Annotated in this window: 19 protein-coding genes and 3 tRNA genes; 12 read left to right on the plus strand and 10 right to left on the minus strand. The window is 45.0% G+C overall.

Annotated elements, in window-relative coordinates; all coding sequences use genetic code 11:
• Positions 1-5: 5 nt before the first annotated feature.
• Positions 6-518 (plus strand): 50S ribosomal protein L17, encoded by a 513-nt coding sequence (rplQ, locus tag ACLWMH_RS01910; protein WP_411915068.1) that lies wholly within the window; start codon positions 6-8, stop codon positions 516-518.
• A gap of 195 nt (positions 519-713) precedes the next feature.
• Here rplQ and ACLWMH_RS01915 read toward each other — a convergent pair whose 3' ends face one another.
• Positions 714-3,692 carry a hybrid sensor histidine kinase/response regulator transcription factor gene (locus tag ACLWMH_RS01915; RefSeq protein WP_411915069.1) on the minus strand — a complete coding sequence of 993 codons (2,979 nt, stop codon included), beginning with the start codon at positions 3,690-3,692 and terminating at the stop codon, positions 714-716.
• A 669-nt stretch (positions 3,693-4,361) separates the two neighbouring features.
• On the opposite strand from ACLWMH_RS01915, the gene ACLWMH_RS01920 reads away from it, so the two are divergent.
• The 4 genes from ACLWMH_RS01920 (at position 4,362) to ACLWMH_RS01935 (ending at position 7,156) form a co-directional block, all read left to right on the plus strand.
• A tRNA-Asp gene (locus ACLWMH_RS01920) sits at positions 4,362-4,435 on the plus strand.
• A 116-nt stretch (positions 4,436-4,551) separates the two neighbouring features.
• Positions 4,552-4,633: transfer RNA gene (locus tag ACLWMH_RS01925), tRNA-Leu, on the plus strand.
• A 38-nt stretch (positions 4,634-4,671) separates the two neighbouring features.
• Positions 4,672-4,758 (plus strand) — tRNA-Leu (locus tag ACLWMH_RS01930).
• A 91-nt stretch (positions 4,759-4,849) separates the two neighbouring features.
• Entirely contained in the window at positions 4,850-7,156 is a 2,307-nt protein-coding gene (locus ACLWMH_RS01935) for an ATP-dependent helicase (protein WP_411915070.1), read from the plus strand.
• Here the strand turns inward: ACLWMH_RS01935 and ACLWMH_RS01940 are convergent.
• The 5 genes from ACLWMH_RS01940 to ACLWMH_RS01960 are packed head-to-tail and all read right to left on the minus strand — an operon-like array spanning position 7,136 to position 13,743.
• Positions 7,136-8,083: a DMT family transporter gene (locus ACLWMH_RS01940; protein ID WP_411915071.1), complete on the minus strand. Its 948-nt coding sequence runs from the start codon at positions 8,081-8,083 to the stop codon at positions 7,136-7,138. The two genes, ACLWMH_RS01935 and ACLWMH_RS01940, sit on opposite strands and share 21 nt — an antisense overlap.
• A gap of 15 nt (positions 8,084-8,098) precedes the next feature.
• A complete protein-coding gene (locus tag ACLWMH_RS01945) occupies positions 8,099-9,247 on the minus strand; it encodes an endonuclease/exonuclease/phosphatase family protein (RefSeq protein WP_411915072.1) in 1,149 nt (382 codons plus the stop codon).
• Between the two features lie 4 nt (positions 9,248-9,251).
• Positions 9,252-9,986, minus strand: coding sequence for a rhomboid family intramembrane serine protease (locus ACLWMH_RS01950; RefSeq protein ID WP_411915073.1), 735 nt, complete (start codon positions 9,984-9,986; stop codon positions 9,252-9,254).
• A 10-nt stretch (positions 9,987-9,996) separates the two neighbouring features.
• Entirely contained in the window at positions 9,997-10,677 is a 681-nt protein-coding gene (locus ACLWMH_RS01955) for a rhomboid family intramembrane serine protease (RefSeq protein ID WP_411915074.1), read from the minus strand.
• 18 nt (positions 10,678-10,695) lie between these two features.
• Positions 10,696-13,743 (minus strand): putative LPS assembly protein LptD, encoded by a 3,048-nt coding sequence (locus ACLWMH_RS01960; protein WP_411915075.1) that lies wholly within the window; start codon positions 13,741-13,743, stop codon positions 10,696-10,698.
• 156 nt (positions 13,744-13,899) lie between these two features.
• Here ACLWMH_RS01960 and ACLWMH_RS01965 point away from each other — a divergent pair, with 156 nt between their 5' ends.
• Positions 13,900-15,594 carry a diphosphate--fructose-6-phosphate 1-phosphotransferase gene (locus tag ACLWMH_RS01965; RefSeq protein WP_411915076.1) on the plus strand — a complete coding sequence of 565 codons (1,695 nt, stop codon included), beginning with the start codon at positions 13,900-13,902 and terminating at the stop codon, positions 15,592-15,594.
• A gap of 58 nt (positions 15,595-15,652) precedes the next feature.
• Here ACLWMH_RS01965 and ACLWMH_RS01970 read toward each other — a convergent pair whose 3' ends face one another.
• The gene (locus tag ACLWMH_RS01970) at positions 15,653-16,159 is read right to left on the minus strand and encodes an SdpI family protein (protein WP_411915077.1); all 507 of its coding nucleotides are present in this window, start codon (positions 16,157-16,159) and stop codon (positions 15,653-15,655) included.
• A gap of 393 nt (positions 16,160-16,552) precedes the next feature.
• On the opposite strand from ACLWMH_RS01970, the gene gltX reads away from it, so the two are divergent.
• From gltX to ACLWMH_RS01995, 5 genes are all read left to right on the plus strand, one after another.
• Complete coding sequence (gene gltX / locus ACLWMH_RS01975; protein ID WP_411915078.1) at positions 16,553-18,067, plus strand: glutamate--tRNA ligase; 1,515 nt, start codon at positions 16,553-16,555, stop codon at positions 18,065-18,067.
• Between the two features lie 4 nt (positions 18,068-18,071).
• On the plus strand, positions 18,072-19,082 hold the full coding sequence (locus ACLWMH_RS01980) for a glycosyltransferase family 2 protein (protein WP_411915079.1): 1,011 nt from the start codon (positions 18,072-18,074) through the stop codon (positions 19,080-19,082).
• A 109-nt stretch (positions 19,083-19,191) separates the two neighbouring features.
• Positions 19,192-20,280, plus strand: a complete 1,089-nt coding sequence (gcvT, locus tag ACLWMH_RS01985; protein WP_411915080.1) for a glycine cleavage system aminomethyltransferase GcvT — start codon at positions 19,192-19,194, stop codon at positions 20,278-20,280.
• 12 nt (positions 20,281-20,292) lie between these two features.
• Positions 20,293-20,823 carry a hypothetical protein gene (locus ACLWMH_RS01990; RefSeq protein ID WP_411915081.1) on the plus strand — a complete coding sequence of 177 codons (531 nt, stop codon included), beginning with the start codon at positions 20,293-20,295 and terminating at the stop codon, positions 20,821-20,823.
• Positions 20,824-20,841: 18 nt separating this feature from the next.
• Entirely contained in the window at positions 20,842-21,588 is a 747-nt protein-coding gene (locus ACLWMH_RS01995) for a 2-phosphosulfolactate phosphatase (protein WP_411915082.1), read from the plus strand.
• A 205-nt stretch (positions 21,589-21,793) separates the two neighbouring features.
• Here ACLWMH_RS01995 and ACLWMH_RS02000 read toward each other — a convergent pair whose 3' ends face one another.
• From ACLWMH_RS02000 to ACLWMH_RS02010, 3 genes are read right to left on the minus strand one after another with little or no spacing between them, the layout of a single operon-like run.
• The gene (locus ACLWMH_RS02000) at positions 21,794-22,945 is read right to left on the minus strand and encodes an ATP-grasp domain-containing protein (RefSeq protein ID WP_411915083.1); all 1,152 of its coding nucleotides are present in this window, start codon (positions 22,943-22,945) and stop codon (positions 21,794-21,796) included.
• Complete coding sequence (locus tag ACLWMH_RS02005) at positions 22,932-23,564, minus strand: ribonuclease H1 domain-containing protein (protein ID WP_411915084.1); 633 nt, start codon at positions 23,562-23,564, stop codon at positions 22,932-22,934. The genes ACLWMH_RS02000 and ACLWMH_RS02005 overlap by 14 nt, the downstream gene beginning before the upstream one ends.
• A 9-nt stretch (positions 23,565-23,573) precedes the next feature.
• Positions 23,574-24,593, minus strand: coding sequence for a tetratricopeptide repeat protein (locus ACLWMH_RS02010; protein WP_411915085.1), 1,020 nt, complete (start codon positions 24,591-24,593; stop codon positions 23,574-23,576).
• Between the two features lie 193 nt (positions 24,594-24,786).
• On the opposite strand from ACLWMH_RS02010, the gene ACLWMH_RS02015 reads away from it, so the two are divergent.
• Positions 24,787-25,419, plus strand: a complete 633-nt coding sequence (locus tag ACLWMH_RS02015; RefSeq protein ID WP_411915086.1) for a nitroreductase — start codon at positions 24,787-24,789, stop codon at positions 25,417-25,419.
• The last annotated feature ends 128 nt before the right edge of the window (positions 25,420-25,547 follow it).

The following is a 25,547-nucleotide window of genomic DNA, read 5'->3' on the forward strand; positions in this document are numbered from 1 at the left end:
TACTCATGCGACATAATAAAAAATTCAACCATTTAGGACGCAACAAGGCTCACCGCGATGCTATGCTGAGTAATATGGCTGCTTCGTTGATTTTGCATAAGCGTATTTCAACGACTTTGGCTAAGGCAAAGGCTTTGCGCGTATATGTAGAGCCGATCATCACTCGTTCTAAAGATGATACTACTCATTCAAGGCGTATCGTTTTCTCTTATTTAGGTAATAAAGAGGCTGTAAAGGAACTTTATGGACCTGTAAGTGAGAAAGTAGCCAATCGCCCCGGAGGTTATACGCGTATTTTGCGTACCGGCTATCGCTTAGGTGATAATGCTGAAATGTGTATTATTGAGCTTGTTGACTTCAACGAAAATATGCTCAAGGATGCTAAGGCATCTACACAAAAGAAGGCAACACGCCGTACGCGACGCTCTCGCGGTGGAGCTAAGAAGCAGGAGGAAGCTACTACTCCGGTAGCAGAAACTCAGGCTGAGGCACCTGCTGAAGAGCAAAAGGCGGAATAAACTGCTGATATACTCGTCTATTGGTAGCTTCCCTAATGTGTAGTTGTCACTGACGTAGTATTATAGGGGTTTAAATAATAATACCCGAAGGGAGAGTCCTAAACTCAACCTTCGGGTTAATTTTTTTCTACGAGCTTTGTTTTATGATAGCAAGGGGGTAAAAAACAGTAGTCTCAGGTTTGTAAAGTGGTAGCCTTAGGATGCGGGTGCTATTTGCTCCTTGTATTCTGATGGAGTCATTTTGCTGACGGCCTTAAAGGCTCTTAGGAAGCTTGAATAGGTATCAAATCCGCACAGCGTAGAGATCTCTGAAAAGCTTAGCGAATGGTCGCACTTCAATAGTTCCATAGCTTTGCGAATTTTGACACCCTGTATGAGGGTGCCCGGTGGGTAGCCGGCAATAGCAATCATTTTGCGGTATAGCTGACTCGTACTCATGCCGAGAGAAGCAGCAAGCTGTAGCACTGTTGCTGCCTCTTTCTTCTCCAGCAAATCAAAGACAGCCTGTGATACATGCGTGAGAAACTGAAGATCTGTTTCTGAGCGATCTAGTGCTATTTCTGCTGAAAGATCGGTATTAGTCTCAGTAGTCTCGGTTTGTTGTGATAGTTGACTCTCTTCGGGTGAGGTATAAACTGTTGTCAGCTCTTCACCTTCCCAAGCCTGAGTGTACTTCTTCTGTAGCAATCGCCTCCTCTCCAGCAGATTTTCTACTTGTGTACGCAGTTCATCGCTATTAAAGGGTTTGGTCAGGTATGCATCTGCTCCTGCTTTTAGTCCCACTATGCGGTCCTCTTCGGTTATTCGGGCCGTTATGATAATGATCGGTATATGATTAACAATCTCATTGCTACGTACTTGACGGCATAGCTCGAGTCCATCCATTCCCGGCATCATCAGGTCTGTGATAATCATGTCAGGCACCTCTTCAATAGCCATATTTAAGCCATCGGCTCCGTTCGTTGCATAGGTCACTGCATATTTATCGGATAGTTGCGAGCCTATGTAGGTTGCTACATCATAATTGTCCTCAATGATGAGCAAGCGATAGTCGTATTCATGATTATCTTGATTATCTTGATCTCTATCCTCATGGAGACTATCGATCTCCTCCGGCAATGTCGGGTTATTGACAGACTCTTTTGATGAGAGTAGTTGTCGACAGTCGTTGTGGATAGGAATAGACAGGTGAAAGACAGTTCCTTCACCGAGTTTGCTCTCCACTATTGCACTTCCCCCTATTGCGCCCATAATCTGTTTGACCAGTGCCAGTCCCACTCCCGAGCCAAGCGTATAGGACTCTTTTGCGCCTTGGTAGAAAGGCTCGAAGATATGCGCGACTGTCTCACTGTCCATGCCGATACCTGTGTCCGCTACCTCTATGTGCAAATTCTCCTCTACACGGTGTGCGGATACTTTGATGGATCCGTTTGAAGGCGTAAACTTGAGTGCGTTGGAGAGCAGATTATTGACCACCTTGACCACATAGTCCGGCACAAAGTCCATCACTACTTGCCCATCGGAATGGTATGTCAGGGTAATTTGGCGGCTGTGTGCATAGTCCTGATAGGATTCCACAATCATGGCTATATAGGGAATGATATCTCCGTTACGCCAGTCGGGGTTACCCACAGAGGATTCAATTTTGGAGATATCCAAAAGTTGGTTTATCAAAGTTAGCAATCCCTTCCCCTGTCGCTCGATCACTTGCCCCATGGCCTCTATCTCCGCGTAATTGTGCTGTTTCGTCTGTAGGTCATGGCTCATGCCAAGAATGAGGGTAAGTGGGGTACGAAACTCATGCGTAATGTTTGTAAAAAAGGTCTCCCTCATACGTGACATGCTCTGAAGCGCTTGATGGTTGCGTTGTCTTAGGCGACTCAAATAGAGCAGTATGAGCACAAAACCGGCTAACAGGAAGAATCCCCCTCCGAGGATGGTAAAGCCCACACGGCGTTGCATACGCTCTTTCTCGAGTGTGCGCTGAGCGGCTTGCATTTGCTCTTCCTGTATATTACGCTCAATGTTGAGACCGGTATTTTGGATACGGTTTACCTTTTCTATATCCATCATGTTGTCCCGCTGCGCCATAGCCTCTTCATAAGCAGCCAGAGCCGCACCACAGTCCCCTTTTCGTTTATAGATCTCGTAATACAGCATGTGGATTTCTGACAAATGCTCAGGAGATTTGATACTCTTTGCTATCTCCTCAGCTTGGTCAAGATAGGTCATGGCCTGAGCCTCCTCGTGAGTGGCATAGTGAATGCCGGCCAATGCAATTAAAGAGGTTAATGCGTGCCATTCATCTTTGGAAGACCGCATCATGCTATAGGCTGTTTCATACTCTTGTCGGGCCTTGTCGTACTGTTTCTCTATTTCGTAGAGTGACCCAAGGTAGCTATGGCACAAAGATATGCCTAAGTTATTTTTGGCTCTACGGTTATACTCCATTGAGCGTTGATAGTAAAGTCGTGCCGAATCGATCTCTCCGCGATGCTCAAAGATAGAGCCTATGTTTGCATAGTTTATGGCTTGTCCTACATCGCTTTGCAGCTCTTGCTCACCTCTCAGCGCCATGCGCAGCGCACTATCTGCGCGTTCATAGTTACCCAGCGTTAGGTAGACGTTAGCCAATCCGTTTAATGATATTACGCGGTTTTTCTTGGCCATAGAGGTGGTATCGCTATACTCTTCGCTTATCTTCCAAGCGCTATAGTGATATTCTTGTGCAGCATCCAGAACCCCTACACGACGGTAATCCGTACCAATATTATTAAGAGCCAGTACCCACTCTATTGTATCTCCAAGAGCTTTTGCTTGCCTTAGTCCTTCACTATGAATACGCAGAGCCTCCTCAAAGCGACTCTCATTACGCAGCTCTTTGCCCCACTCTCTGAGTGCCACCACACTTCCCAGCCGATCTCCTTTGCGCTCCAGCTGCTCTTGTAGTTGGGCAAGAGAATCAATGTTGTATGCGGTGTTTACAATACTATCTGCCTCACGACGCTCTGAGTCACTATAGACATTGGGTTTGCGGCTGCACGATACAAAGAGCAACAGCAGACAGAGCATTATGTAGGGTAGCATACCCATGCGATATCCCTTAAAAGGGAAGGGAGCTGCATACGCAGTCGAGTTTTTAAGGGGTCGGTACTGTATATCCTTACCGGGCATGGGCTTCTATCATGGTCAAATTTACTTATACAAAGATATGATTTTGGAGTCAATGCACCAAAGCACGTGAGTGTCAGTGTCTTAAGTAAGTGAATTGCCTTTTTTGCCGGGTGTGAGCATAACGCCTTCGGGTAAAAATGCACGATTTTGCATAGTTATCTACCTCCAAATGCACGATTTTGCATAGCTTCACTTCGGGCGGATCAAGGTATTTGCCCGAAGCTTTATATTGCGAGATATAGACACGCTGCCCAAGTTCTTTGAGTGGCACTTGACTTCTCCTAACAAAAAGGTTCTGATGTTTCAAACGAAGGGTTCTGATGTTTCAAACGAAAGGTTCTGATGTTTGGAATGAAAGATAGGGATCTTTTCAGTGTCTTGGAGAATTCGATACAGCAGAGCCTCATGTTGGGAAGTAGATGCTTACCACCTTATGTATTCTTGTCCTGCGGCTCTTCAGGTCATTGGCGTAATGATTTCAAAAGGAATTCTTTAGGGAAAATACCCCTATGTTGGGGAGAACAAAATAGGGAAAAAATTTTTTTCATTGCAAATAGGGGTTATGTATTGTTTATTTGAAAATAAGCGTTACCTTTGTATTCGCTTTCGGAAAGCATTGCCCAAAGAGGTAAGCTGGAAGAGGCAAGCGAAAGGTTAACTACCATTTGAGGTGCGGTAGTTCAGTTGGTTAGAATACCTGCCTGTCACGCAGGGGGTCGCGGGTTCGAGTCCCGTCCGCACCGCTGAGAGAGTCTTCGTATAGAAATTTATATAGAGGGCATCATCCATAGAAGAAGGCAAGCGCGCCTTTTTCTTTTTCAAGGGCTATACGTAGCGATTAGAGAGGTCGCTTAAGCTCGCCCAAGTGGCGGAATTGGTAGACGCGCTCGTTTCAGGTGCGAGTGTTGAGAGACGTGCAGGTTCGATTCCTGTCTTGGGCACGGTGGGTGGAGTGCTTCCCTTGATTCAATAGCAATATGCGCGAGTGGTGGAATTGGTAGACACGCTACTTTGAGGGGGTAGTGCCAGCAATGGTGTATGAGTTCAAATCTCATCTCGCGTACCAATAAGGGGAGAATGCTTTTGAGCTTCTCCCCTTTTCTTTTATGGTGTAGTATAAAATGTGTACCTTTCCATAGGTAAGTTGTAGAGCAAAAATGATAGACTACGAGCGTGAGTTGAGTGATGAACAGCGTGCCGCTGTATTGTATGATGAGGGTCCTTCGCTGGTAGTGGCCGGGGCCGGTAGTGGCAAAACACGTGTTCTTACTTACAAAGTAGCCCATTTAATAGAGTGTGGGGTACCGGCTTCCCGTATAATGGCGCTTACGTTTACCAATAAGGCTTCGCGCGAGATGCAGGAGCGAGTAACCCGTCTGGTGGGAGCCACCTCGCTGCGCGGTCTCTCAATGGGTACTTTTCACTCCGTTTTTTCACGTGTTATGAGGCCTTTTGCCCATTTCTTAGGGTATACGAGTCAATTCACCATCTACGATACGACCGATAGCCGGAGCTTAATCAAGAAGATCGTTAAAGAGCTTGGCCTGGATGTGAAGATTTACAAGCCGCAAACGGTGCAAGCTGCTATCTCCCGTGCAAAGAATAGCCTTGTATCTCCCGAAGTATATGCGTCAGCTAAGGAATATCGGGATTATGACAGCTTTTTGATGATCCCTCGCACCTACGAGATATATGCCCTCTACGCAGCGCGTTGTAAAGCAGAAAATGCGATGGACTTTGATGATCTGCTCTATCAATTCAATATATTGCTTCGTGACTTCCCTCAAGTACAAGAGGTTTTTAATGAGCAGATAGATTGGCTACTTATAGATGAGTTTCAAGATACCAATCCGGCGCAATACCTATTGGTGCGTAAACTTGTAGAGAAAAAACAACGGCTTTTTGCCGTGGGAGACGATGCACAGAGCATCTACTCGTTCCGAGGCGCTGATGTGCAGAATATATTAAGCTTTACTCATGTCTTTCCTACGGCAAAAATTTTCAAATTGGAAGATAATTATCGTTCTACACAGCGCATAGTAGCTCAGAGTAATCGGGTGATAGCTTTCAATCGGCAGCGCATTCCTAAAGAATTACGCTCCAACAGAGGGAAAGGCGAGAAGATCGCTTTGCATGAGTATACGAGTGGTTTAGATGAGGCCATATCCGTAGTTGACCTAATTGCTGAGCGCCTACAGTCTGACAATAAATTGCAGTATAAGGATATAGCTATTCTGTATCGAACTAATGCGCAGAGCCGTCTTTTTGAGGAGCAGCTTCGTCGGCAAGGTATCCCCTATCGGATTTATGGGGGTATGGCATTCTACGCTCGTGCCGAGATAAAGAATCTTCTTTCCTACTTCACCTTGATAGTAAATCCTGATAGTAATGAGGCTTTTGAGCGTGCGTTGAGTTACCCAAAGAAGGGAATGGGTGAGAAAAGCGTGGCTGCAATATTAAAGCAGAGCAAGTTGCGAGGCTCTTCCCTGTATGCCACCTCTTTAGCCATTGTATCCGGTCAGATTACAGAGGGTATTTCCGGGGGACTAAAGAAGCGACTTTCCGCTTTTGTAGAGCTACTCCTTAGCTTGAGCAAAGCACCCGAGGGTGGGTTCTTCGAGTGGGCAAAGATGATCTTGCAGCAGAGTGGAATCGAAGAGGATCTTAAGCATGATCTAAGTGTGGAAGGATTGTCTCGCTTGGAAAATGTTGAGGAGTTCCTCTCTGGAGTAAAAGAGTTCGAAGCGGAGTATTTAAGTGCCGCTATTGAGGAGCAGAGAGGTATTACACCGGATGAGATGATGAGTGCTTTTCTGCAAGGGGTTGCACTCATTACCGATATGGATACAGACCGACGCAGAGAGGGTGAAGCAGGTCAGGATAGGGTGAACCTGATGACCATTCATGCAGCGAAGGGCTTAGAATTCCGAGAGGTATATATAACAGGATTGGAAGAGGGGCTATTCCCTTCCTATAAGAGTATTGACCGAAGCGATATAGAGGAAGAGCGGCGCCTATTCTATGTGGCGATGACTCGTGCAATGGATCGCTGTACGCTCTCGTTAGCGCGGATTCGTATGATCAATGGGAATAGTGAATTCCAGTTGCCATCTATCTTTTTGAAGGAATTAGATATGTCACACTTGGAGCTACATACCTATACCGCGGATTGGGAGTTAGAAACGCAGCCCTTGCCGGCCTATGCAAAAAGAGAAACGACCTCTCAGAGTAACCTTCACGAGCCCAAGGACGTAGGGCCGCTTTCTAAAGTGACCTCCTTAAAGATGCCTCGCACTGTCCAAAATGCGCTGAAGGTAGGCGACAAAGTAGAGCATAATCGATTTGGTATCGGAACGGTGCAGCACGTGGAGGGGACCGCAGCAGATAGGCGCGCAGTTATCTTATTTCAGGGTGTAGGAGAGAAGACTATTTTACTTCGTTTCTCACATCTGAAAGTGCTTTAGGCTTTTGCTGTGTCTTCGTTTGAGCTTTTGCACTTCCAGTATATAGGCAATGCGACCGCTGAGTGCAATTAAAAGCACAGAGAATACAATAAGAGCAATACCGATTACTCGTGTGGCATTAAGGGCTTCTTCAAAAACAAGAAATCCGACCAACACGGCAGTTAAAGGCTCCAGGGCTCCTAATACAGAGGTGATCGTAGAGCCTACTTTCTTTACACCGGCTACCATGAGTATGTTGGCTACAACGGTACAGAGTAGCGCAAGGAGCAGCATGAGAATCCAGTCTGTGGGTACGGAGATAGGTTGTAAGCCCCCGGAGAAAAAGCTGATACAAGTAAACGCTAAGCTACTTGAGGAGAGTGCCCAAAAAGAGAGAGTGATCGAATTCAAATCCCTTACAACGCTTTTATTTACGATTACTAAATAGCTGGCATAGGCGAGCCCTGTCATCGCTACAATAGTAAAGCCTATCATGGAGACAGCCTCTGAGCTGCCAAAGAGTCCACCTATGAAGGCAACACCAAGAAAGGCGATTGAAATGGCTATGATGGTAAGCTTATGAGGTCTCTGCTTATAAATGAGTAGCATGAGGATAATCACATAAACCGGATAGGTGAAGTGAATTACCGTGGCGATACCGCTGGTTAAAAATAAGTAGCCGATTTGCAGTCCCCAAGCACTACAAGTATAGATAAGCCCGAGCAAAAAAAGTATAAGCAGTTGCTTGTGGGTTACCCTCAGGGAAATATGCCGTACTTGTGCTATTATAAAGAGCATAATAGCCGCAAAAAGAAATCGATAAGCAAGAATGGAGGGGCTATGCAATCCATGCTTCATCATTGGGAGCGTGAAGAGTGGTATGAACCCAAAGCAGATGGAGGAGAAGGCTCCGCATAGAGTGCCTATAAGCTTGTCGTTTTTTTTCATGATAACCGGGGATACTTATTCGAGCGTTATGTAGCAGGAAATGGGCTTATGATCACTAATGGTAGCGCCCTTATCTACTTTACAAAAGCGAGAATGGATGTTTTTGCTATGGATGATGTGGTCCAAACGAAAGCCCATGTGATTGTAATTAAAACTAAATCCGAAGCCTGAGCCGGAGTGTCGAAAGGCATCAACTCGTCCTTCCGCAAGTCGGTAGTGCGTGTACGAGATCGGTGTATCATTAAAATCTCCTGCGATTATAAGATATTCGCTATCGGTAAATGCAGGATCCATGCGGAGAATATCCACTTGTTCGCCCCTTTTTCTAAACGCAGGTCCTAATTTTTGTCCCATCTGTTTGCGCAAAGCTTGCGTGTCCGCCGTTTTGACTAAATCAAGGTACTTTTCGGCATCTTTATTGGTAAGTCGAAAGGATTCTAAGTGTAGGTTAACCACCGTAAGGAGCTTCTTATTAATAAGAAGCCGATAAACCATACCCCCATTGAAAGTAGATGAGATGGGAAGCCTTCTAACCTCTTGAATGGGGTATCTGGATAGCAATACTAAGCCACTTCCTCCCGCTTTCTGAGCTAAATGACGATCTATGTAAGGGTACTCAGGGAAAAAACTCCTTAGCGTGGCTTCCGATACATAATTTCTCTTATCATCAATGAGTAGAGCTTCTTGTAAACAAACTATATCTGCACCCTCCTTTTTAATGTAGGCTAAAGACGCATTGGGTTTACCGGGCAAATGCTTCTCATATCCAAAAGCTTGTGTGTTGAGAGAAAGAACCTTGAGTTCATTGGGTCTGCGCCCCGGAGTAGACTCTCTGTGAATAGGAAAGTAAGTGAATGTGGTAGGCGCTACTACTACGAGTAAAAGTATATTGGCAACCAAGCTGCCCCAGCTGCGCCTCACTACGCTATAGATAGTGAAAGCAATGATGGGGAGCAGAAGGAAAGGATAGCCTAATCCCAAAAAAGCAGGCAAAAGGGAACTTTCCGGAGAAATGAATTGAGCAGTAACCCCAAGTAGCAGCAAGCAGGCAAAGGCAAAATTGACTATTCTACGTACCGAACTAAAAAAAATATGCCCGATGCGCTTGAGAATACGGAGAAAGTTGTTCTCTTTCTTGGATGGAGCAGTCTTTTTGGTCGTCATTTTACTATTGCCACAATCTACTTCGCTCTTCTTTACTAAGAGCCTTATATCCGCTTCTGCGAGCTTTTTCTTCGCTTTCCTTGCGCCTGACACTGCTTTCTGTAAGCGCTTTCCTTACATGCTTTTGTTTCATCGCAATGCCCCATATCACACCTGTAGCTGCACCACCCAAATGAGTGATTACACCTCCTGTATTGCCCACTAATAGTGGGTAGAAAGAGAGTACTATAAGGAGTATGCCTAATGTAAGCGTACTAAAGCACCATCTGCCTATGGGCATTAGGGTATGGTGTGGTGCGTAACAACTAATAGCCATCGCTATCGACATAACTGCCCCGCTTGAACCTAAAAGAGGTAAGGGGAAAGGATGTAGTCCTAAACTATTCATGGCTTCAAATACAAGAGGGTAGAGCATTCCTCCTACCAATCCCCCCAATATAAAGACCCTAATTAGTTGTCGCTCCGTGAAGTAGGAGAGAAATACCTTCCCAAATCCATACAATATGAGCATATTAACCACTAAATGAAGGACGCTATTGTGTAGCCACATATAGGTAATAGGGCTCCATGGGCGCCTCATGACATCACTCAAGTAGCCATTGAGCCAAAAAAGAGACTCTATGCTATAATGGCTTACCAACGAGGAGCCTACCACAAAAGGTATGGCAGCTATGATCAGATAGAGTGCCACACAAATGGTGATAAGTGGATAGTGACGAAGCTTTGTAATAATGGTCATTTGCCCGGGATTAGTTATACGGACCACTTATTTTCCCCTTTTTTCGCCAAAGTAAGACTAAAATAAGCCCCCCAATCATACCTCCTACATGAGCAAAGTGAGCTACTCCGGAAGCCATCCCTTTAATACCGAGCAGGAGCTCAATAAGACCATAGAAGACTACAAAATACTTCGCCTTAATAGGAATAGGGATAAAGAAAATGAAAATGGCTGCATTGGGAAAAAGCATTCCGAAAGCTAAAAGCAACCCAAAGATAGCACCTGAAGCTCCTACAGTAACATACTGCTCCGTTGCATAACCTCCGCTCAACAATGCCATTTCATGTAGCCCGAAGTACCATACTATCTGCTGCGTGAGGGCGGCCGTGAGAGCACATACCCCATAGAATATAAGAAAACGTCGGCTTCCCCATAAGCGTTCTATCTGCCCTCCGAACATGAAAAGAGCAAACATGTTGAAGAATAGATGGGATATACTACTATCATCATGCAGAAAGGCATACGTAATGAGCTGCCAAAAAGAGAAATTAGGTGCTTCAAAGTAGTGCATCCCCAGTAGATCTATCAAGTTATATCCAAAGCGGAGAAATACTAACTCGGCAAGCCACACCAATCCATTGATAATAATAAGGTTTAGCGTTGCCGGAGGTAATGTGGCAAGAATACTGTTACGTCTATATCGTCTTTCCATATTTATCGCTTCTAATATTTAGTACCAACTTCCGTTATCACTCGCTCCGTTCTTTGCATTGCTCATGTCGTACTTAAGGTCTTTCAGAATCTGTGACGTTACACCTATTGTAACCGCATAGCTTTTGTATATACCTACCGGTACAATATAAGCACTCATTTGCCAGCAGTGCATGTTGCGCGTGACGGATAAGGTCATATTTGTTATCTTTTTCTGATCAAAGTTGTAATTGGCATCAAAGGAGAAGTGCCAATTTTTAGTTGGCTGAATGTCCCCTCTAAAGCTGAGGTTATGCGTAAGCTTATAGGGGTATTCCTTTTTCTCCGTATTAAAGTTTTGCCTGTCCCAGGCTAAGTTCATACTATAATTTACAGAAAAAGACCAAGGAATGGACTGCTTTACGTATCGATCCTCGTCTAACTCGCTTAAGTCAGCTATATTAGCTGCATTACGACTCAACGCACCTCTCCTCCTCTGCTTTAGATCAGGTGGATTCCCTCTTGTCGGTCCCATATCGTCCATAGGAGAGGTAGGCAGAGCCTCTTCTCTCCTTGAAGAGGGTTCATCTTCCGATTCCTCTTTGCTCTTTTTCTTGAATAGTCTGTTAAAGAAGGCTCCAATCTTATCAATCGTTTCATTGTTGAAGGTATAATTGAAGCCTGTACCGGTACCAACGAGACGGCCAAAGCCTTTCCCATGAGCTATCCTCAGCTTATTTACACGATATGGACGTACTGTACCATTGTCATCTACAGAGTAATCATACAGATATGGATCAAAATCGCCATTGAGTCGTATAGCAAAGCGGTTAGTAAAACGCAGTGCTAAACTAACGCCTATGTTACTCCATTGGAATGAATCGGCTGCCATGTTGTAGCTTGTGCGCCAGTCGAATTGGTCAATAAGGCTGATCTTTTTAGATCCCTCACCGATAGAATCACGTGAGTTGCGCACTTTCATTTCAAGGTTGTTTCCCACGGAGAAGCTGATTAGTCCCTGTTTCCCCCGTCCGGGAGGAGAAAAGATCCCTCTTTGGAATGGCGAGTATATTTCTTCACGGGGATTTCCGTTGTCGTCTACATATTGTAGGGTTTCGTAGTAATGCCAAAAAGGCGCTCCAAAGTCCGGTCTATAGCTAATGGAAATAGATGGCGTCATACGGTGACGGATCATCTGTACCTTATTACCAAAGATGCTCCAAGGGGTGTAAAAGCCGTATAGGGTAGTCGATAGAGATACGGAGGCATTAAAGTCTTGTACGTGGTAGAAGCCATAGGTTGTATCGGCATCCACTACGCGCTTCAAACTGTCGTCATAAGCCCGATACACCTTCTGGGTGTACCAACGGGCATTATAGTTGAAACTTGGAGTTAGCTTGATGTAATTGAACAAATCGAAAGAAGCCGATATGGGGATGGAGTGCTGCATCCCATTCTTCCAATCTTTAATAAGGTTGGACTTGAGTATAAGATTCTCTTTTGTGGTAATACTGTTTCGCAGTAATCCATTATAGGAGAGCGAGATTTTCTCGTACCATTGCTCTTTCCCCACCCGTTTCTTTCGCTTAAACGGATAGATCGTGCTTAATGAAATGGATAGGTTGGGCAGTGTGACCGACAGGGTGGAGTCACGGCTTCTTTGGTCTATATTGAAGGACGCCGATAGGGTAAGCGGAATAGAGGTAAAGCGTCGTGAATAGCTAATGCTGGAGCCTTTGGTGTTTTGTGCATGTCTGTCGGGATCGTAACGAGTATCTTCTGAATTATGGTTATAGCTACTTGTTGAGAAGTTGACACTTGCCGAAAAGGTGCGTAAGGGGTCTACTTTTGGATCTTGTGTATGTGACCAATTTATATTGAAGTCGCGTGACTGAGAGAAGTCTCCCGGTATATGTTTATCTCCTTTTTGGGTAGACACAAAGCCTGCATTAAAGTGCCCTGAATATTTATAACGCTTACGGTAGTTTACGTCTGCATAAACAGCCCACGACCCTTTTGTAAATAGGTCTGATCGGAGTGTCAGGTCTACGTAGTCATTGATGGCAAAGTAGAAACCAAGTCCTCGTAGATAGAAGCCTCGCTCTGCCTCTTCTCCATACGAGGGCATAATGATGCCGCTGGTACGCTTTTCATTAAAAGGAAAGAACCCAAACGGAAGCCCTATCAAATAGAGTGGCACGCCCCCCATTACCATATACACAGGACCTGTGACTATGTTCTTTTCCGGGCGCACTTTGGCCTTGGTCATATAGAGACAAAAGTGGGGATTCGCATGGTTGTCACACGTTGTAAAAGATCCTCCTTTGAGGTACATTGTATTGTCCGGCATTCGCTTACTCTCCTTACCGGACAAAAAGCCCTCTCCCTGCTGGGTGAGTACTCCGGTGATATAGCCCTTTTGTGTTTGGTAGTTGTACCGTATAGTCTCGGTCTCAAACTCCTGTTTGCCATCTGTAAATACAGGGTATGCAGTGGGATGTCCTAAGCTGTCTAATACATAGCTGGCGAATACCTCTGAACTATCCACACGCATCTTCATGTAATTGGAGTTGAGCTTATTCGTCTGGTAGCTTACACTCCCCGGTCCAAAGAAAAATACCTCATTTTGTCCCAATAGTACGATAGAGTCTTGTGCTGCAAAATGAACTATATCCTCCAATACAATAGGCGCTTCGCTATTTCCTGTGCTTTGTGGACTTATTGCTGTGGTATCGGAGGCTACTTTTGTTGAATCTACCGGGGTACTGATACTATCCAATGTACTTTGGGTAGTCACCGGCTTTGGTTTCTCGGGAGAAGGCAGCTTTGCCGGCTCTCCAAGCGATGTGGAACGGGCATTTGCATTAGATGGGGCGGAAATTTTAGTGGATGCTTGCTGCGCAACGCTACTATTATGGGATGATGTGCCGACAGAATCAATCTTCATGGGCACTTGTGCAAGGGCCGGAAGTGCCTGTATCCAAAGCAAAAAGAGAACAAAAAACACCGGCACAATGCCTCTCTTCAGGGCATGCACCACTCGCTCGGTAGTAAGCATACTACTGCTCTCTATATAGGCTCTTCTCATTCGGACCATCCTTTGCGGTCACAAAGGTAAGCATTTGACTGCACTGCAGGTGCTCTTACCTCCTCAAGATAAATATTCTCATTAACTGATTTCTTTATTGATATGTAATGTACAGTCTATATCTTTGCTACAAGGATTTTATAGGAGGAACGAGCAATGACCTACATACGATTAGATAAGCTAAGAGAGTATTATAAGCCGGAGATACCCGCAGTATTGGAGGAAAACTATCAAGTGGATATTGACTCTTCGGAGGATCTTCCCCCTGTGGAAGAAGAGATTAAGCGGCTATTCCCCAATACCTGCCACTTACCCCTGCTCACCATACAGGAGAGTAATGGCTCGAAAAGAAATAACATGCGCCCTCTTCATGTGGGAGTAGTGCTCTCCGGAGGACAAGCACCCGGAGGACATAATGTAATTGCGGCTATTTATGATGCCTTAAAAGCCTATCATGCTGCTTCTCGTCTGTACGGCTTTTTGATGGGGCCGGGCGGCTTGATTAAGCATCAATTTATAGAGCTTCATAAGAGTCTCATTGATCGCTATCGCAATAGTGGCGGTTTTGATATGATTGGCTCGGATCGTACCAAAATAGAGTGTGTAGAGGACTTTGAGCGTGTGATTGACATCGCGCATCGCTTGGATCTTTCGGCTCTGGTTATTATTGGTGGAGATGATTCAGCAACCAATGGAGCTCTATTGGCGGAGTACTGTGCAGAGAAAGAGGAGAAACTTTGCGTAATAGGTTGTCCCAAAACTATTGATGGGGATCTCAAGAATCGTTTTATAGAGACCTCTTTCGGGTTTGATACCTGTGTAAAGGTGTATGCCGAATTAGTTGGTAATATACAGCGAGACTGCTATTCAGCGAAGAAATACTGGCACTTCATCAAACTAATGGGGCGCAGTGCTTCTCACTTAACCTTGGAGTGTGCTTTGCAGACGCAGCCCACGATAGCTATCATAAGCGAAGAGGTAGAAGCCAAGCAACAAACTTTAGACGATATCGTGCAGATTATTGCCGATGTGGTGGTAGATCGCTACAATCGAGGTTACCCATTTGGTGTAGTCCTTATTCCCGAGGGACTGATAGAGTTTGTACCCCGCATGAGGCGATTGATCAATGAGCTCAATGAGGTGCTTCGTGTGAATGAGAAGAATCTACTTATCGTAAAGAAAAGTGAGGTAGTACGTTACATTGCGAGCAAGCTGACTACGGAGAGTGCTGAAGTATTTTTATCCCTTCCCAATGAGGTGGCCGGTCAGTTAATGTTAGAGCGAGATCCGCATGGTAATGTACAAGTGAGTCGTGTGCAAACAGAGGAGTTGATTGTGAGTCTTGTGCGCAAAGAACTCAAGAAACGCAAGGAGCGAGGCAACTATGATGGTAAGTTCTCTGCACTTACACATTTCTTCGGATATGAGGGTCGCTCCTCTATGCCAAGTAACTTCGATGCCGCCTATTGCTATGCCTTAGGGCTCACGGCTGTCGCATTAGCTTCCCATCATGCCAATGGATATATGGCTGCTGTGGGTAACTTGGTTGCTTTTCCGGGTGAATGGAAACCGCGTGGTGTACCCTTTGTTTCCATGATGCATATGGAAGAACGCGAGGGACGACGTCTACCGGTAGTAAAAAAGAGTCTTGTGGATCTTGAGGGTGCCCCCTTCCGTTATTTTGTTGAGCATAGAGAGCAACGAGCACGAGCCGTTGACTTTCGTTACCCGGGACCAATACAATACTTTGGTCCTTCGGCAGTATGTGATAGTACAACTATTACGCTTCGTTTGGAGCACGATCTCTCCGCTGAGGAAGATAGTGAAGAGGCTTTGAGGGAGCAGCACTGATCCCTAAAGGAATACTTTGAACATCTGCTCTCATTCGTCTTGAATGGGGGCAGATGTTTTATTTTTTTAGGACTTCTTTATTCGTTAGGATTACTAACCTTATGCCGTAAGCAAAGCAGACTATGGGCAAAAGCGTATTGAGGATTGTCAAACTTACCGGATACTTCTCCACTGAAAGAGCCATAACCGCTGCAGTTGATACAAAGATCAATGAGATAAATAGACGAGTAATCGCTAATAAGCCGGCTGTTGCCCTATTGACGCAAGCTGAGTTTGCTTGTTTCCCCCATGAGGGGTTAATCCCCTTTATAGGGAGCCGGATTATTCCACTGAGCAGTATATTGAGCAATATATTACCTACTACTATATACCAAAGAAAGGCTTTTGCTCCCCATCCATCTGCTGACCTATTGACCCCATAGTGTGTGGGAATAGAGTCAGGTATCTTACTATAATAAAGAGCTAACAAAACTGCAGCGGCAAGGGCAACGGCCAATGAGGTGATGCCCATTACCCGTATGGTTAGGGGTATTTTATTTTTGGTCAAGTTGTTGCCCTGTTTCATCCTTTTTCCCTGTGGGTTAGTGGTACGAAGATAGGGAAAAAAGCATTAGAAAAAAGATATGCTTATTTTCCGCAGAGGAACTTTTTCAAGAGGCGCTACTATATGCTTGATGATGAGGTTGCATCAATATTAGGAAAACCCTATAGGGTTTCTCTAAAAGGGCTATAGGGTTTTTGGGAAAAGGCTATAGGGTTTTCCCAAAAAGGTTCGGATAAAAGATTTAAGATCCCCTGATGTATTATGCTTTAGTATGGAAACTTTGTGCCATAATGATGCCTTACACTGCTTTGACTAATCGGTAGACTGTATTATTTATAAAGAGAGTACCTTTGTGTTTAGTAAACAAGATTGGATAGGCTTTTTCGGAGCCTTTTCTGAGTAGATAGAAAGAAAATGAGTGATATAAAGAAACCACGTGTGCGCTTTGCACCAAGTCCTACGGGACCACTCCATATAGGAGGAGTGCGTACTGCGCTATATAATTATCTCTTTGCCCGTCACTTCGGGGGAACAATGATCTTACGTATTGAGGATACCGACAGCAAGCGCTTTGTCCCCGGTGCTGAGGCTTATATTATTGAAGCCTTGGATTGGTTGGGTATAGAGATAGATGAGGGTATCGGTAAGGGCGGTCCCCATGCTCCATATCGTCAGAGTGAGCGTCGGGACATATATCGTAAGTATGTAGGCGAGTTACTTGCTGCCGGTAAGGCCTACAAAGCGTATGATACTGCGGAAGAATTAGATGCCAAGCGCGCTGAGTTGCCCAACTTCCAATATGATGCAACAACCCGATTGAGCATGAAGAATAGTCTTTCGCTAAGCAGCGATGAGTGTGCTGCACTGGAGAAAGCCGGTGTGCCTTATGTGGTTCGCTTTAAAGTTGATCCGGGACAAGAAGTAGTGGTAAATGATCTGATACGTGGTGAGGTGCGTATCAATTCTTCTATTTTGGACGACAAAGTGCTCTATAAGCAGAGTGATGATTTGCCTACCTATCACTTGGCTAATATAGTAGATGACCACCTGATGGAGGTTACCCATGTGATCCGAGGCGAAGAGTGGTTGCCCAGCTCTCCGTTGCATAAGTTGCTGTATGAAGCTTTCGGCTGGCAGATGCCTGAGTTTGCCCATCTGTCGTTGTTGCTCAAGCCGGAAGGCAATGGTAAACTGAGTAAGCGGGATGGAGACCGTCTTGGCTTCCCTGTCTTCCCGTTAGAGTGGCATGATCCGGTATCCGGTGCTATTTCTTCAGGTTATCGCGAAAGTGGTTACCTACCTCAGGCAGTAGTTAATTTCTTGGCACTGCTGGGATGGAATCCCGGAGATGATCGGGAGGTTATGAGTATGCAGGAGCTTACGAAGGCTTTCTCGTTGGAGCGATGCTCAAAGAGCGGTGCAAAGTTTGATTTTGAGAAAGGAAAGTGGTTTAACCATTACTATATCCTTGAGATGTCAAGTGACGAGTTGGCTACAGAACTGCGTAGGCAGCTCTCTTTGAACGGCATAAACGAAGGTGAAATCAATACGGCAGCAGTGGCGGTGGCTATTAAAGATCGCGTAAAACTATTGCCCGATATGTTAGCAGAAGCACGCTTTTTCTACGAAGCCCCCACTACCTATGATGCGAAGGCGGTGAAGAAGCGTTGGAAGGAAGACACCCCTCTCCAAATGCAAGAGGTTGTAAAGACGCTCCAGACAGTTAGTCCCTTTGAAAGTGAGCCAATAGAAGCGGCTTTGGAGGAGATGATTGCTGCAAACAATTACTCAATGGGTGCTGTGATGAACGCAATGCGTTTGGCTTTGGTAGGTGCATTAAGTGGACCTCACTTGGCAGATATACTGGCTATTTTGGGAAGAGAAGAGTCTGTGCGCAGAATAGAGCAGGCAGTCGCTTCAATTAAATAGTACAATGGTGGGTATTTCTGTTATTATTCCCGTCTATAAGGTGGAGCCGTACCTCAGGCAGTGCTTAGAGAGTGTACTGGCACAGACTTATACTGATTGGGAGGCAATTTGTGTGAATGATGGTTCTCCCGACAATTGCCCTCAGATCTTGCGTGAATACGCAGCTCGAGATAGCCGTATTGTAGTTATTGATCAGGAGAACGGGGGGCTTTCGGATGCCCGTAATACGGGTATGCAATACACAAGCGGTAAGTACGTAATGTACTTGGATTCGGATGATTTTATCCACCCTCAGACGATGGAAATAGCTGCCTATCTAATTGAAAAAGAGGGAACGGATATCGTATCGTGGTATAAAGACAATCGCTATCGCTTGAAAACATTAGTGCATCACCACTTGGGGCGCAATACCGATAGCGTAATGCCCTATGGAATAAAGAAGCGTTATCATCCGGAACGTGTAAAAAGGGTGGTAACACAGGATGTTTATGCTCATGCTGTGGAGTATTCGCATTCTTCCATAAAAGATCCCATCAAACATTGTTATGTGTGGAAATACCTTTTCAAGCGAGAGTTGATTGCGGATATTCCTTTTATCAAAGGACTTTCTTATGAAGACTTCCCTTGGTGGAGTGAGGTGATGCTGAAGAATCCAAGCGTAACCATTACCCAACTCCCGCTTTATTACTATCGATCAAACTTTCACTCTATAACAGCTCAGAGAGATCAACTGAAAAAACTCTATTTCAATGTGGAGGGGCTGAAACATACCTATCCCATGTATCAGGAGCGTGCGACCGAGTATCAGCGCACTCAATGGGAGCGGAACTTTATGTGGGCTGTAGTTCATTGCTCTATGCTGGGTAAGATCCGTCTAATCAAGGAGCCTGAGGAGCGTGCCGAGGCAAGACGTATGGTCGCCGAACTGTGGGAAATGGGCGTTTTCTCCAAGCCGACAGATAAGAGGGAGAGGGCGGCACAAGCTACGATTCGTGCATTCTTAGATGAGGCTTGAAGTGTGTTTGCAGGATTTTGTAGATAGAGATTTAAAGGTGAGGATTTATGCATACAAAGCCTTATCTTTGTGAGAAAGAATTACTAAGGATTGAAAAGATAAATATAATATGAAGACAACACCATTTACAGAGAAGCATATCGCTTTGGGTGCCAAAATGCACGAGTTTGCCGGCTACAATATGCCGATAGAATACACGGGAATTATAGAGGAGCATGTGAATGTGCTTCAGAACGTGGGTATCTTTGACGTATCCCATATGGGTGAGTTTTGGGTAAAGGGACCAAAGGCTCTTGAATTCCTTCAGAAGGTTTCATCTAATGATGCCTCTAAGCTTGAAGTAGGACAAATTCAGTACAGCTGCTTCCCGACAGATAAGGGGGGTATTATGGACGATTTCCTACTTTACCGCTACGAAGAAGATAAGTACATGATGGTTCCTAATGCAGCTAATGTAGAGAAGGACTGGGCATGGTGCCAGAAGCATAATACGATGGGTGCAGAACTTGAGAATGCCTCCGACAATATTGCACAGCTGGCTATTCAAGGACCCAAGGCTACGGAGTTGATGCAGTGCCTTACAGATATTAATCTTAGTGAAATACCCTATTACACATTCAAAGTAGGTGACTTTGCCGGTTGTCCGAATGTGATTATTTCAAATACGGGCTATACAGGAGCCGGAGGTTTTGAGCTGTACTTCTATCCGACTTATGCAGAGAAGATTTGGAACGCTCTCTTTGAAGAGGGAAAGAACTTTGGAGTTATGCCTGCCGGTTTGGGTTGTCGCGATACGCTTCGCTTGGAGATGGGTTTCTGTCTATACGGAAATGATATAGATGAAACGACCTCTCCCATAGAAGCCGGATTGGGTTGGATTACGAAGCTCGTGGATGGAAAGGAAGCATTGATTGGTCGCAAGCTCCTTGAAGAGCAGAAAGCAGGGGCACTTACACGCAAACTGGTCGCCTTTGAACTGAAGGACAAGGGTATTCCACGTAAAGATTACGTGATTGCTAATGCAGAAGGTAAAGCAATTGGCAAGGTAACCAGCGGTACTATGTCACCGGCTATGAAGAAGGGTATTGGCTTAGGTTATGTAGAAAAAGAATATGCTAAGGTGGGTACCGAGATAGCTATTCAAGTTCGTAATAAGAACCTTAAGGCAGAGATCGTAAAATTGCCTTTTAGAAAATAAGCGTAATTCATCTTGACTAAATCAAACGTTCCTATAGAAGAACGGTACTATCTGCGTGGGGCCTTGCTAAAGAAAGGTCCCACGCTTGTGGTTGCCTCCCTGTTACTGATACTAATAGTACTTCTACTGGTATTGCTCCCCCAGAAAAGCACTGCCCCATGGTGGACTTACCTACCTTTGCTTGTGGGGTGGGTTGTTGCATTGGTGCTACTGCTCAGAACTAAAGAGTTTTACTATATAAACCAAGCGGATAAGGAGCTGCAAGTAGCTATTGTGTGGAGTGATAAACTGCGAAGTGTAGCCTCGCTTCAAACAATCTATCAAGCTACTTGGTTGCCTCATACGAAGGAGGTTAAGTTAGTGACAAGCGGAGGAAGTGATTTTCTCAAATTGAGAAACGGAGAGCAATTTATCCAAGCTTTACAAGATAGTTACACTCGTCTCTATTCTTCTGAGGAGAATTCATTAGAAGTAAGGGAAGACGCTACAGAGGTATCTCAAAAAAGCTCCTTGAAAGAGAATGAGCCTTCAAAGAATATATAAAGCAAATTGCACAGATAAATGATGCGTTTCTCTCATTGTCCCAGCCGTATCCTATTGGATCATTACCTGACTGAGGGTACAAGCTTGTATGATGTGGTGATAGTAGTGGATGCTCTTCGTGCTACTGCTACCATTACTCGGACTTTAGCGTCAGGAGCGAATCGTGTGATTCCCGTTGCCTCTCTTGAGGAGGCATTGGCTCATATTGGTGAAGCAAATGTGATAGTAGCAGCTGAGCGAGGAGGAAAGCGTATTGGTGCTGCGCAGCTTGGTAATGATCCGGCAACTTATACTCCGGAAGTAGTGGCCGGAAAGGATATTTACCTCACCACTACTAATGGGACCGCTACTATTAAGGGCATAGAAGCATACAGTCAGGCGGAAATATTGATAGGCGCTTTCACTAATATAGGAGCATTGACTGAACTTATTGTAAGGGATTACGCTGATGCTTCACTTCTTGTCGTAGGTGCCGGTTGGATGGGGCAGGCAAGTTTAGAAGATAGTTTATTTGCCGGATACTTGGCAGATAGCCTAATGAAGGAGAATGTATCCCTACAATTGGATGATGCGGCTTACTTGGCTATTTTGGCAGCTCGTGAAATAGGTGATGACCCCATAGAAGCTATTAGCAAAGGAGAACACTTTAGGCGGCTAAGAGCTTTTCTTTCATATGAGGTGATAGCGGCCTGTCTGAAAAGAGATGTAGATACACTTATCCCTCGTTATGATCGTCTTTCACAGAGCCTCATTCCTCTTTTGTAAACCCTTTGCGAGCCTTTATAAGCCCGGTTGTGGCTGGAGGTACTCGCATGATATCTTTTCTTGATACGTTATTTTGGTATTCTGACCTGCTCACGTAGGTATTCTGTGCGTGTCGTATCAATTGTTTCTGTAGCATCTTCTAAAGGAAGGCCTTACCTTTTCTTATTGGCCCGTTTCCCAAATCATAAATGGCGTCTAAAAACATTTAAGTAAGTGCGCTAAAACTTGCTCCAAAGCGACTCGCCTCATTTCTTCCACTTAGCCACATCTTTCCACTAATAAGTCTACCGGTTGAGTCAAAGTATGGCTTTTCGCAGGGTCTATTGCCCTCTTCCGCTTGAGATGGCAAATGCTCTATCTGCAGGAAGTATTCCTTGTCATCGTATCCGTAGTGAGAGAATAGACGTTCTGCCACACTCCCCATGGTGTGTCGTATATTGATCTCTACGAAGGGGTGCAGGCATAATGTACTCCCCTTGCGGTAGCTCATCATATCGATTCCTACAGGACCTTGGTAGTATGGGGCAACTTCGCGAAGGAGAAACTTCTTGTGTGCTTCTACTACGTGTTCGATAATACTGCTTCCTACCTCATTCGTAAGACGCTGCAAAAGCTTTTCTTGAGAACAAACCGTGTTGCCTATATAGCGAAAGTGGTCGGTGTAAAAGTGCGATAGTGCCTCTTTACGAATATATTTGTTCCCTTCAATTGTGTATTCTATCGCCCAATCAGATACTTTTTCGTAATATGGCTCTGCAATTAGTGGATATTTGCAACGAACCTTGGAGTATTCCTTGGAATTAACGAGGTGAATGCCCCTACCGGACGAGCTGAATGGTTGTTTGATGACAAACTTATCTTGCGACAATTCGTCGGCAAACCTCTTCAGTTCTTGGTCATTGTTTATAATTGAAGGAGTCGGTATATTCCATTCCTTTAGAAAGCTTGCCGTTAAGGTTCGGTCAAAAAAACTATTGGGCAGTTGCTTTGTAGTAGGGGGTATGATCTTCTTATCGAATAGCTCCGGATAATGCTTTATGAGTTGTTGGACAAGGGAGGGCTCTCTTCCCCAAAGCTCTAACTGAAAAGGTGTATCAAAGGTAGCTTGCAGTAGCTGCTTGGTCGTATAGCATTGTCTCGCAGGTAGGCAACTTCCCTCCGGTAAAGAGGGTAACCCATCCTCAATCCAAACGGCATCAAGTGGGTTATCACCAGCAAAAAAAGCCGGCAAGGCTGAAAGGTCACGACGCATCTGTCGTACTAATCGAGAAGGTGTGTAATGTATCGCCTTACTGCCTAAGGCTGCTTCGTTGCCTATATTCAGTAGCCATAGGCGGGGAAGTCTATTTGCGTCCATAGTCAGCCGGTATCTCTCCCCACAGCTCTGTTTTCCACTTGAGTAAAGGAGGACGAGTTTCCTTCGGATGTCCTGCCAGCCAAGCCTCAGCTCGGGCAATTAGTTGATGGGCACGCTCAAAACGTTGGGTGTGAGGTATAGTGCTTTTTGCTTTCCCTACTGTAACCCACTTGATGGCTGTTTGGCTGTCGGAATAGATAGGGATGCTTTGACCTGTTTTGATACAGAGTGCCATGGCATGAACGATGGCAAGAAACTCTGCAATATTGTTCGTCCCCTCAAATAGCGGGGAGGTAAAAATGATCTCTCCTGTATCTACCCACACGCCTCTATACTCGGCAGGTCCCGGATTACCACTGGTAGCTCCGTCCACGGCTATACTACGAGCTATTACCCCTTCGGCATGGACGGATCGAGTTGTTCCTACTGATCCTTTTTTGTGAGTAGAACGAAATGCATCCGGATGTATGCCTAATGCTTCCTCGGCTTCTTTACGAGAGGAGAAAGATTTGTAGCGAGCTCCTTTATAGCCTTCTACATAACTGCGGCATTCCTCCCATGAATCGAATATACCTGTTTCCGCTCCTACCCATACAGTGTACCACTTTTGCTTAGCCATGCCAGTGGATTAGTATAGCCCGTTGGTATAGAGCGAACTGAAGTCTGCCTCTGCTCCCTCTTGTTGTATATCTTCCTCGTTGATACTCTCCAGCACTTTATCCGCTTTCTCCGGATTGTCCTGTTTGCGATAAAGGTCAGCAAGACATCGCTTCATGCGAACTGTAGCGTGCTCTTCTTCGTAAAAGGGACTTAGCAGAGCGATAGCCGCCTCTACATGTCCCTGAGTTTCATAGAGAGCCGCTAAACGCAGGTGAGCCTCTTCATTAAAAGGATCTATATCAATCGCCTCTTTGAGTGCCTTTTCTTCCTTCTCCGGTTGCTTGCGTTCGGCCGCTATTGTAGCTGCATATAGTGCAAATCGCTCTTCTTCCGGAAAGCGCTGACGCATATCCTTGATCCAGCTTTCGGCTTCCTCTAACCGATTGGCCAGCAAAAGGGCTTTTGTTTTGTAGAGAGCCACCCGCGGGTGATCCGCTTGAAGAGATAGGGAGCGGTCAGCTGCCTCAATGGCACGATCATAATCTTCTTCTCCTACTGCAAGCATTGCTTCATAGAAGCGCAAAAGCGCCTCTTCGGCATCGTCTAATGATAGAGCCGATGTCTTTGTAAAGCATTCGGATGCCTCTGCATAGCGTTCTTCCGTGACCAGCAGGTTAAGCAGGGATAAGTGGAGGGCAGTATGCTCAGGCGCTTCCTGAGACAGGCTCTTGTATATCTCTATTGCTTCGCTATTTTTCCCCAAGCGAGTTAAGGCACTGGCATAATAGTAGCGATTCTCAAACTCGGGATTTAACTCAACTGAGCGAGCTAAGTATTCTAAAGCTTGTGTTACATATCCTGCACGTAGTAGACGGAGTCCGTCGAATTTAAGGGATTCGGCATTACGTATCCGTTGCTTTTGCTCCCGAGTCGCTTCTTCATCGCCTTCGGGTATATTAGTGGCTGTGTGAGAAGTAGCCGTCTCTTCCGTTTTGCTCGGTAGAACGCTATCATTTGTTTTTGAAAAAAGTTTTTTGAAGAAGCTCATAAGTCAGTTGTCTGTTGCTCGCATATTTTAGTATGCAAAGTAACCAATTTTGCTCCTCTTTGCCAAGAGAAGAAACATTATTATGGGACTTGTCAATATTATTTATGCATAATGCGGTTTGATTAGCATATTATTTAAGAGACATTTCGTATCTTCGTATTACGTAATAATGAAATTAGATAGTGAAAAACAAGTGAGAATAAAACAATCAATACTTTTCAGTGCATGTGTAGCTTCTGTTGTGTTATTATTGGGCAGTATAGGCTGTACTCGAGAGAAAGAGCAAAGTAAACCCACTTTGACCAATGAGGAGAAAATAGCGCTCTTTAAAACACGACGCAGCGTGAGACAGTACCAAGATGAGATGCCCTCAAAAGAGCTACTCGCTTTGGTTACTGAAGCTGGTAGCTATGCACCAAGTGGTTTAGGGAAGCAGTCTGCAAAGATAGTTGTTGTAACCAATCGTGCAGAACGCGATCGCTTATCTCGACTAAATATGAATTTACGTGGCGGAGAAAGCGATCCTTTTTATGGTGCACCGGTAGTGATCGTCGTATTGGCAGATAAGAGTGTGCCAACCTATCTGTACGATGGAAGCGTTGTAATGGACAATATGCTCAATGCAGCTCATGCCTTGGGTTTGGCCACCTGTTGGGTGCATGGCGCTGATGTAATGTTTGAAAGTAAGGAGGGTAAGCAAATCCTTAAGCAATGGGGAATAGGGGATAATTACGTGGGCATCGCAAACTGTATTGTCGGTTATGCTGCCGGAGAAATTCCTCAAGCTGCACCTCGAAAAGCAGACTACATACAGTGGGTTGAGTAACCTTCTTTTCTCTTCTGAAAAAGATACAGATCTTTCATTTCTTTTATCAGAAACTTTGGTTGCTAAGATATGGATCTTTTAGTTGAAAGGTCCATATCTTTTTTTTGCAATGCTATAGCTCTCTATTC

Source organism: Porphyromonas miyakawae (assembly GCF_045865415.1).
GTDB classification, from domain to species: domain Bacteria; phylum Bacteroidota; class Bacteroidia; order Bacteroidales; family Porphyromonadaceae; genus Porphyromonas; species Porphyromonas miyakawae.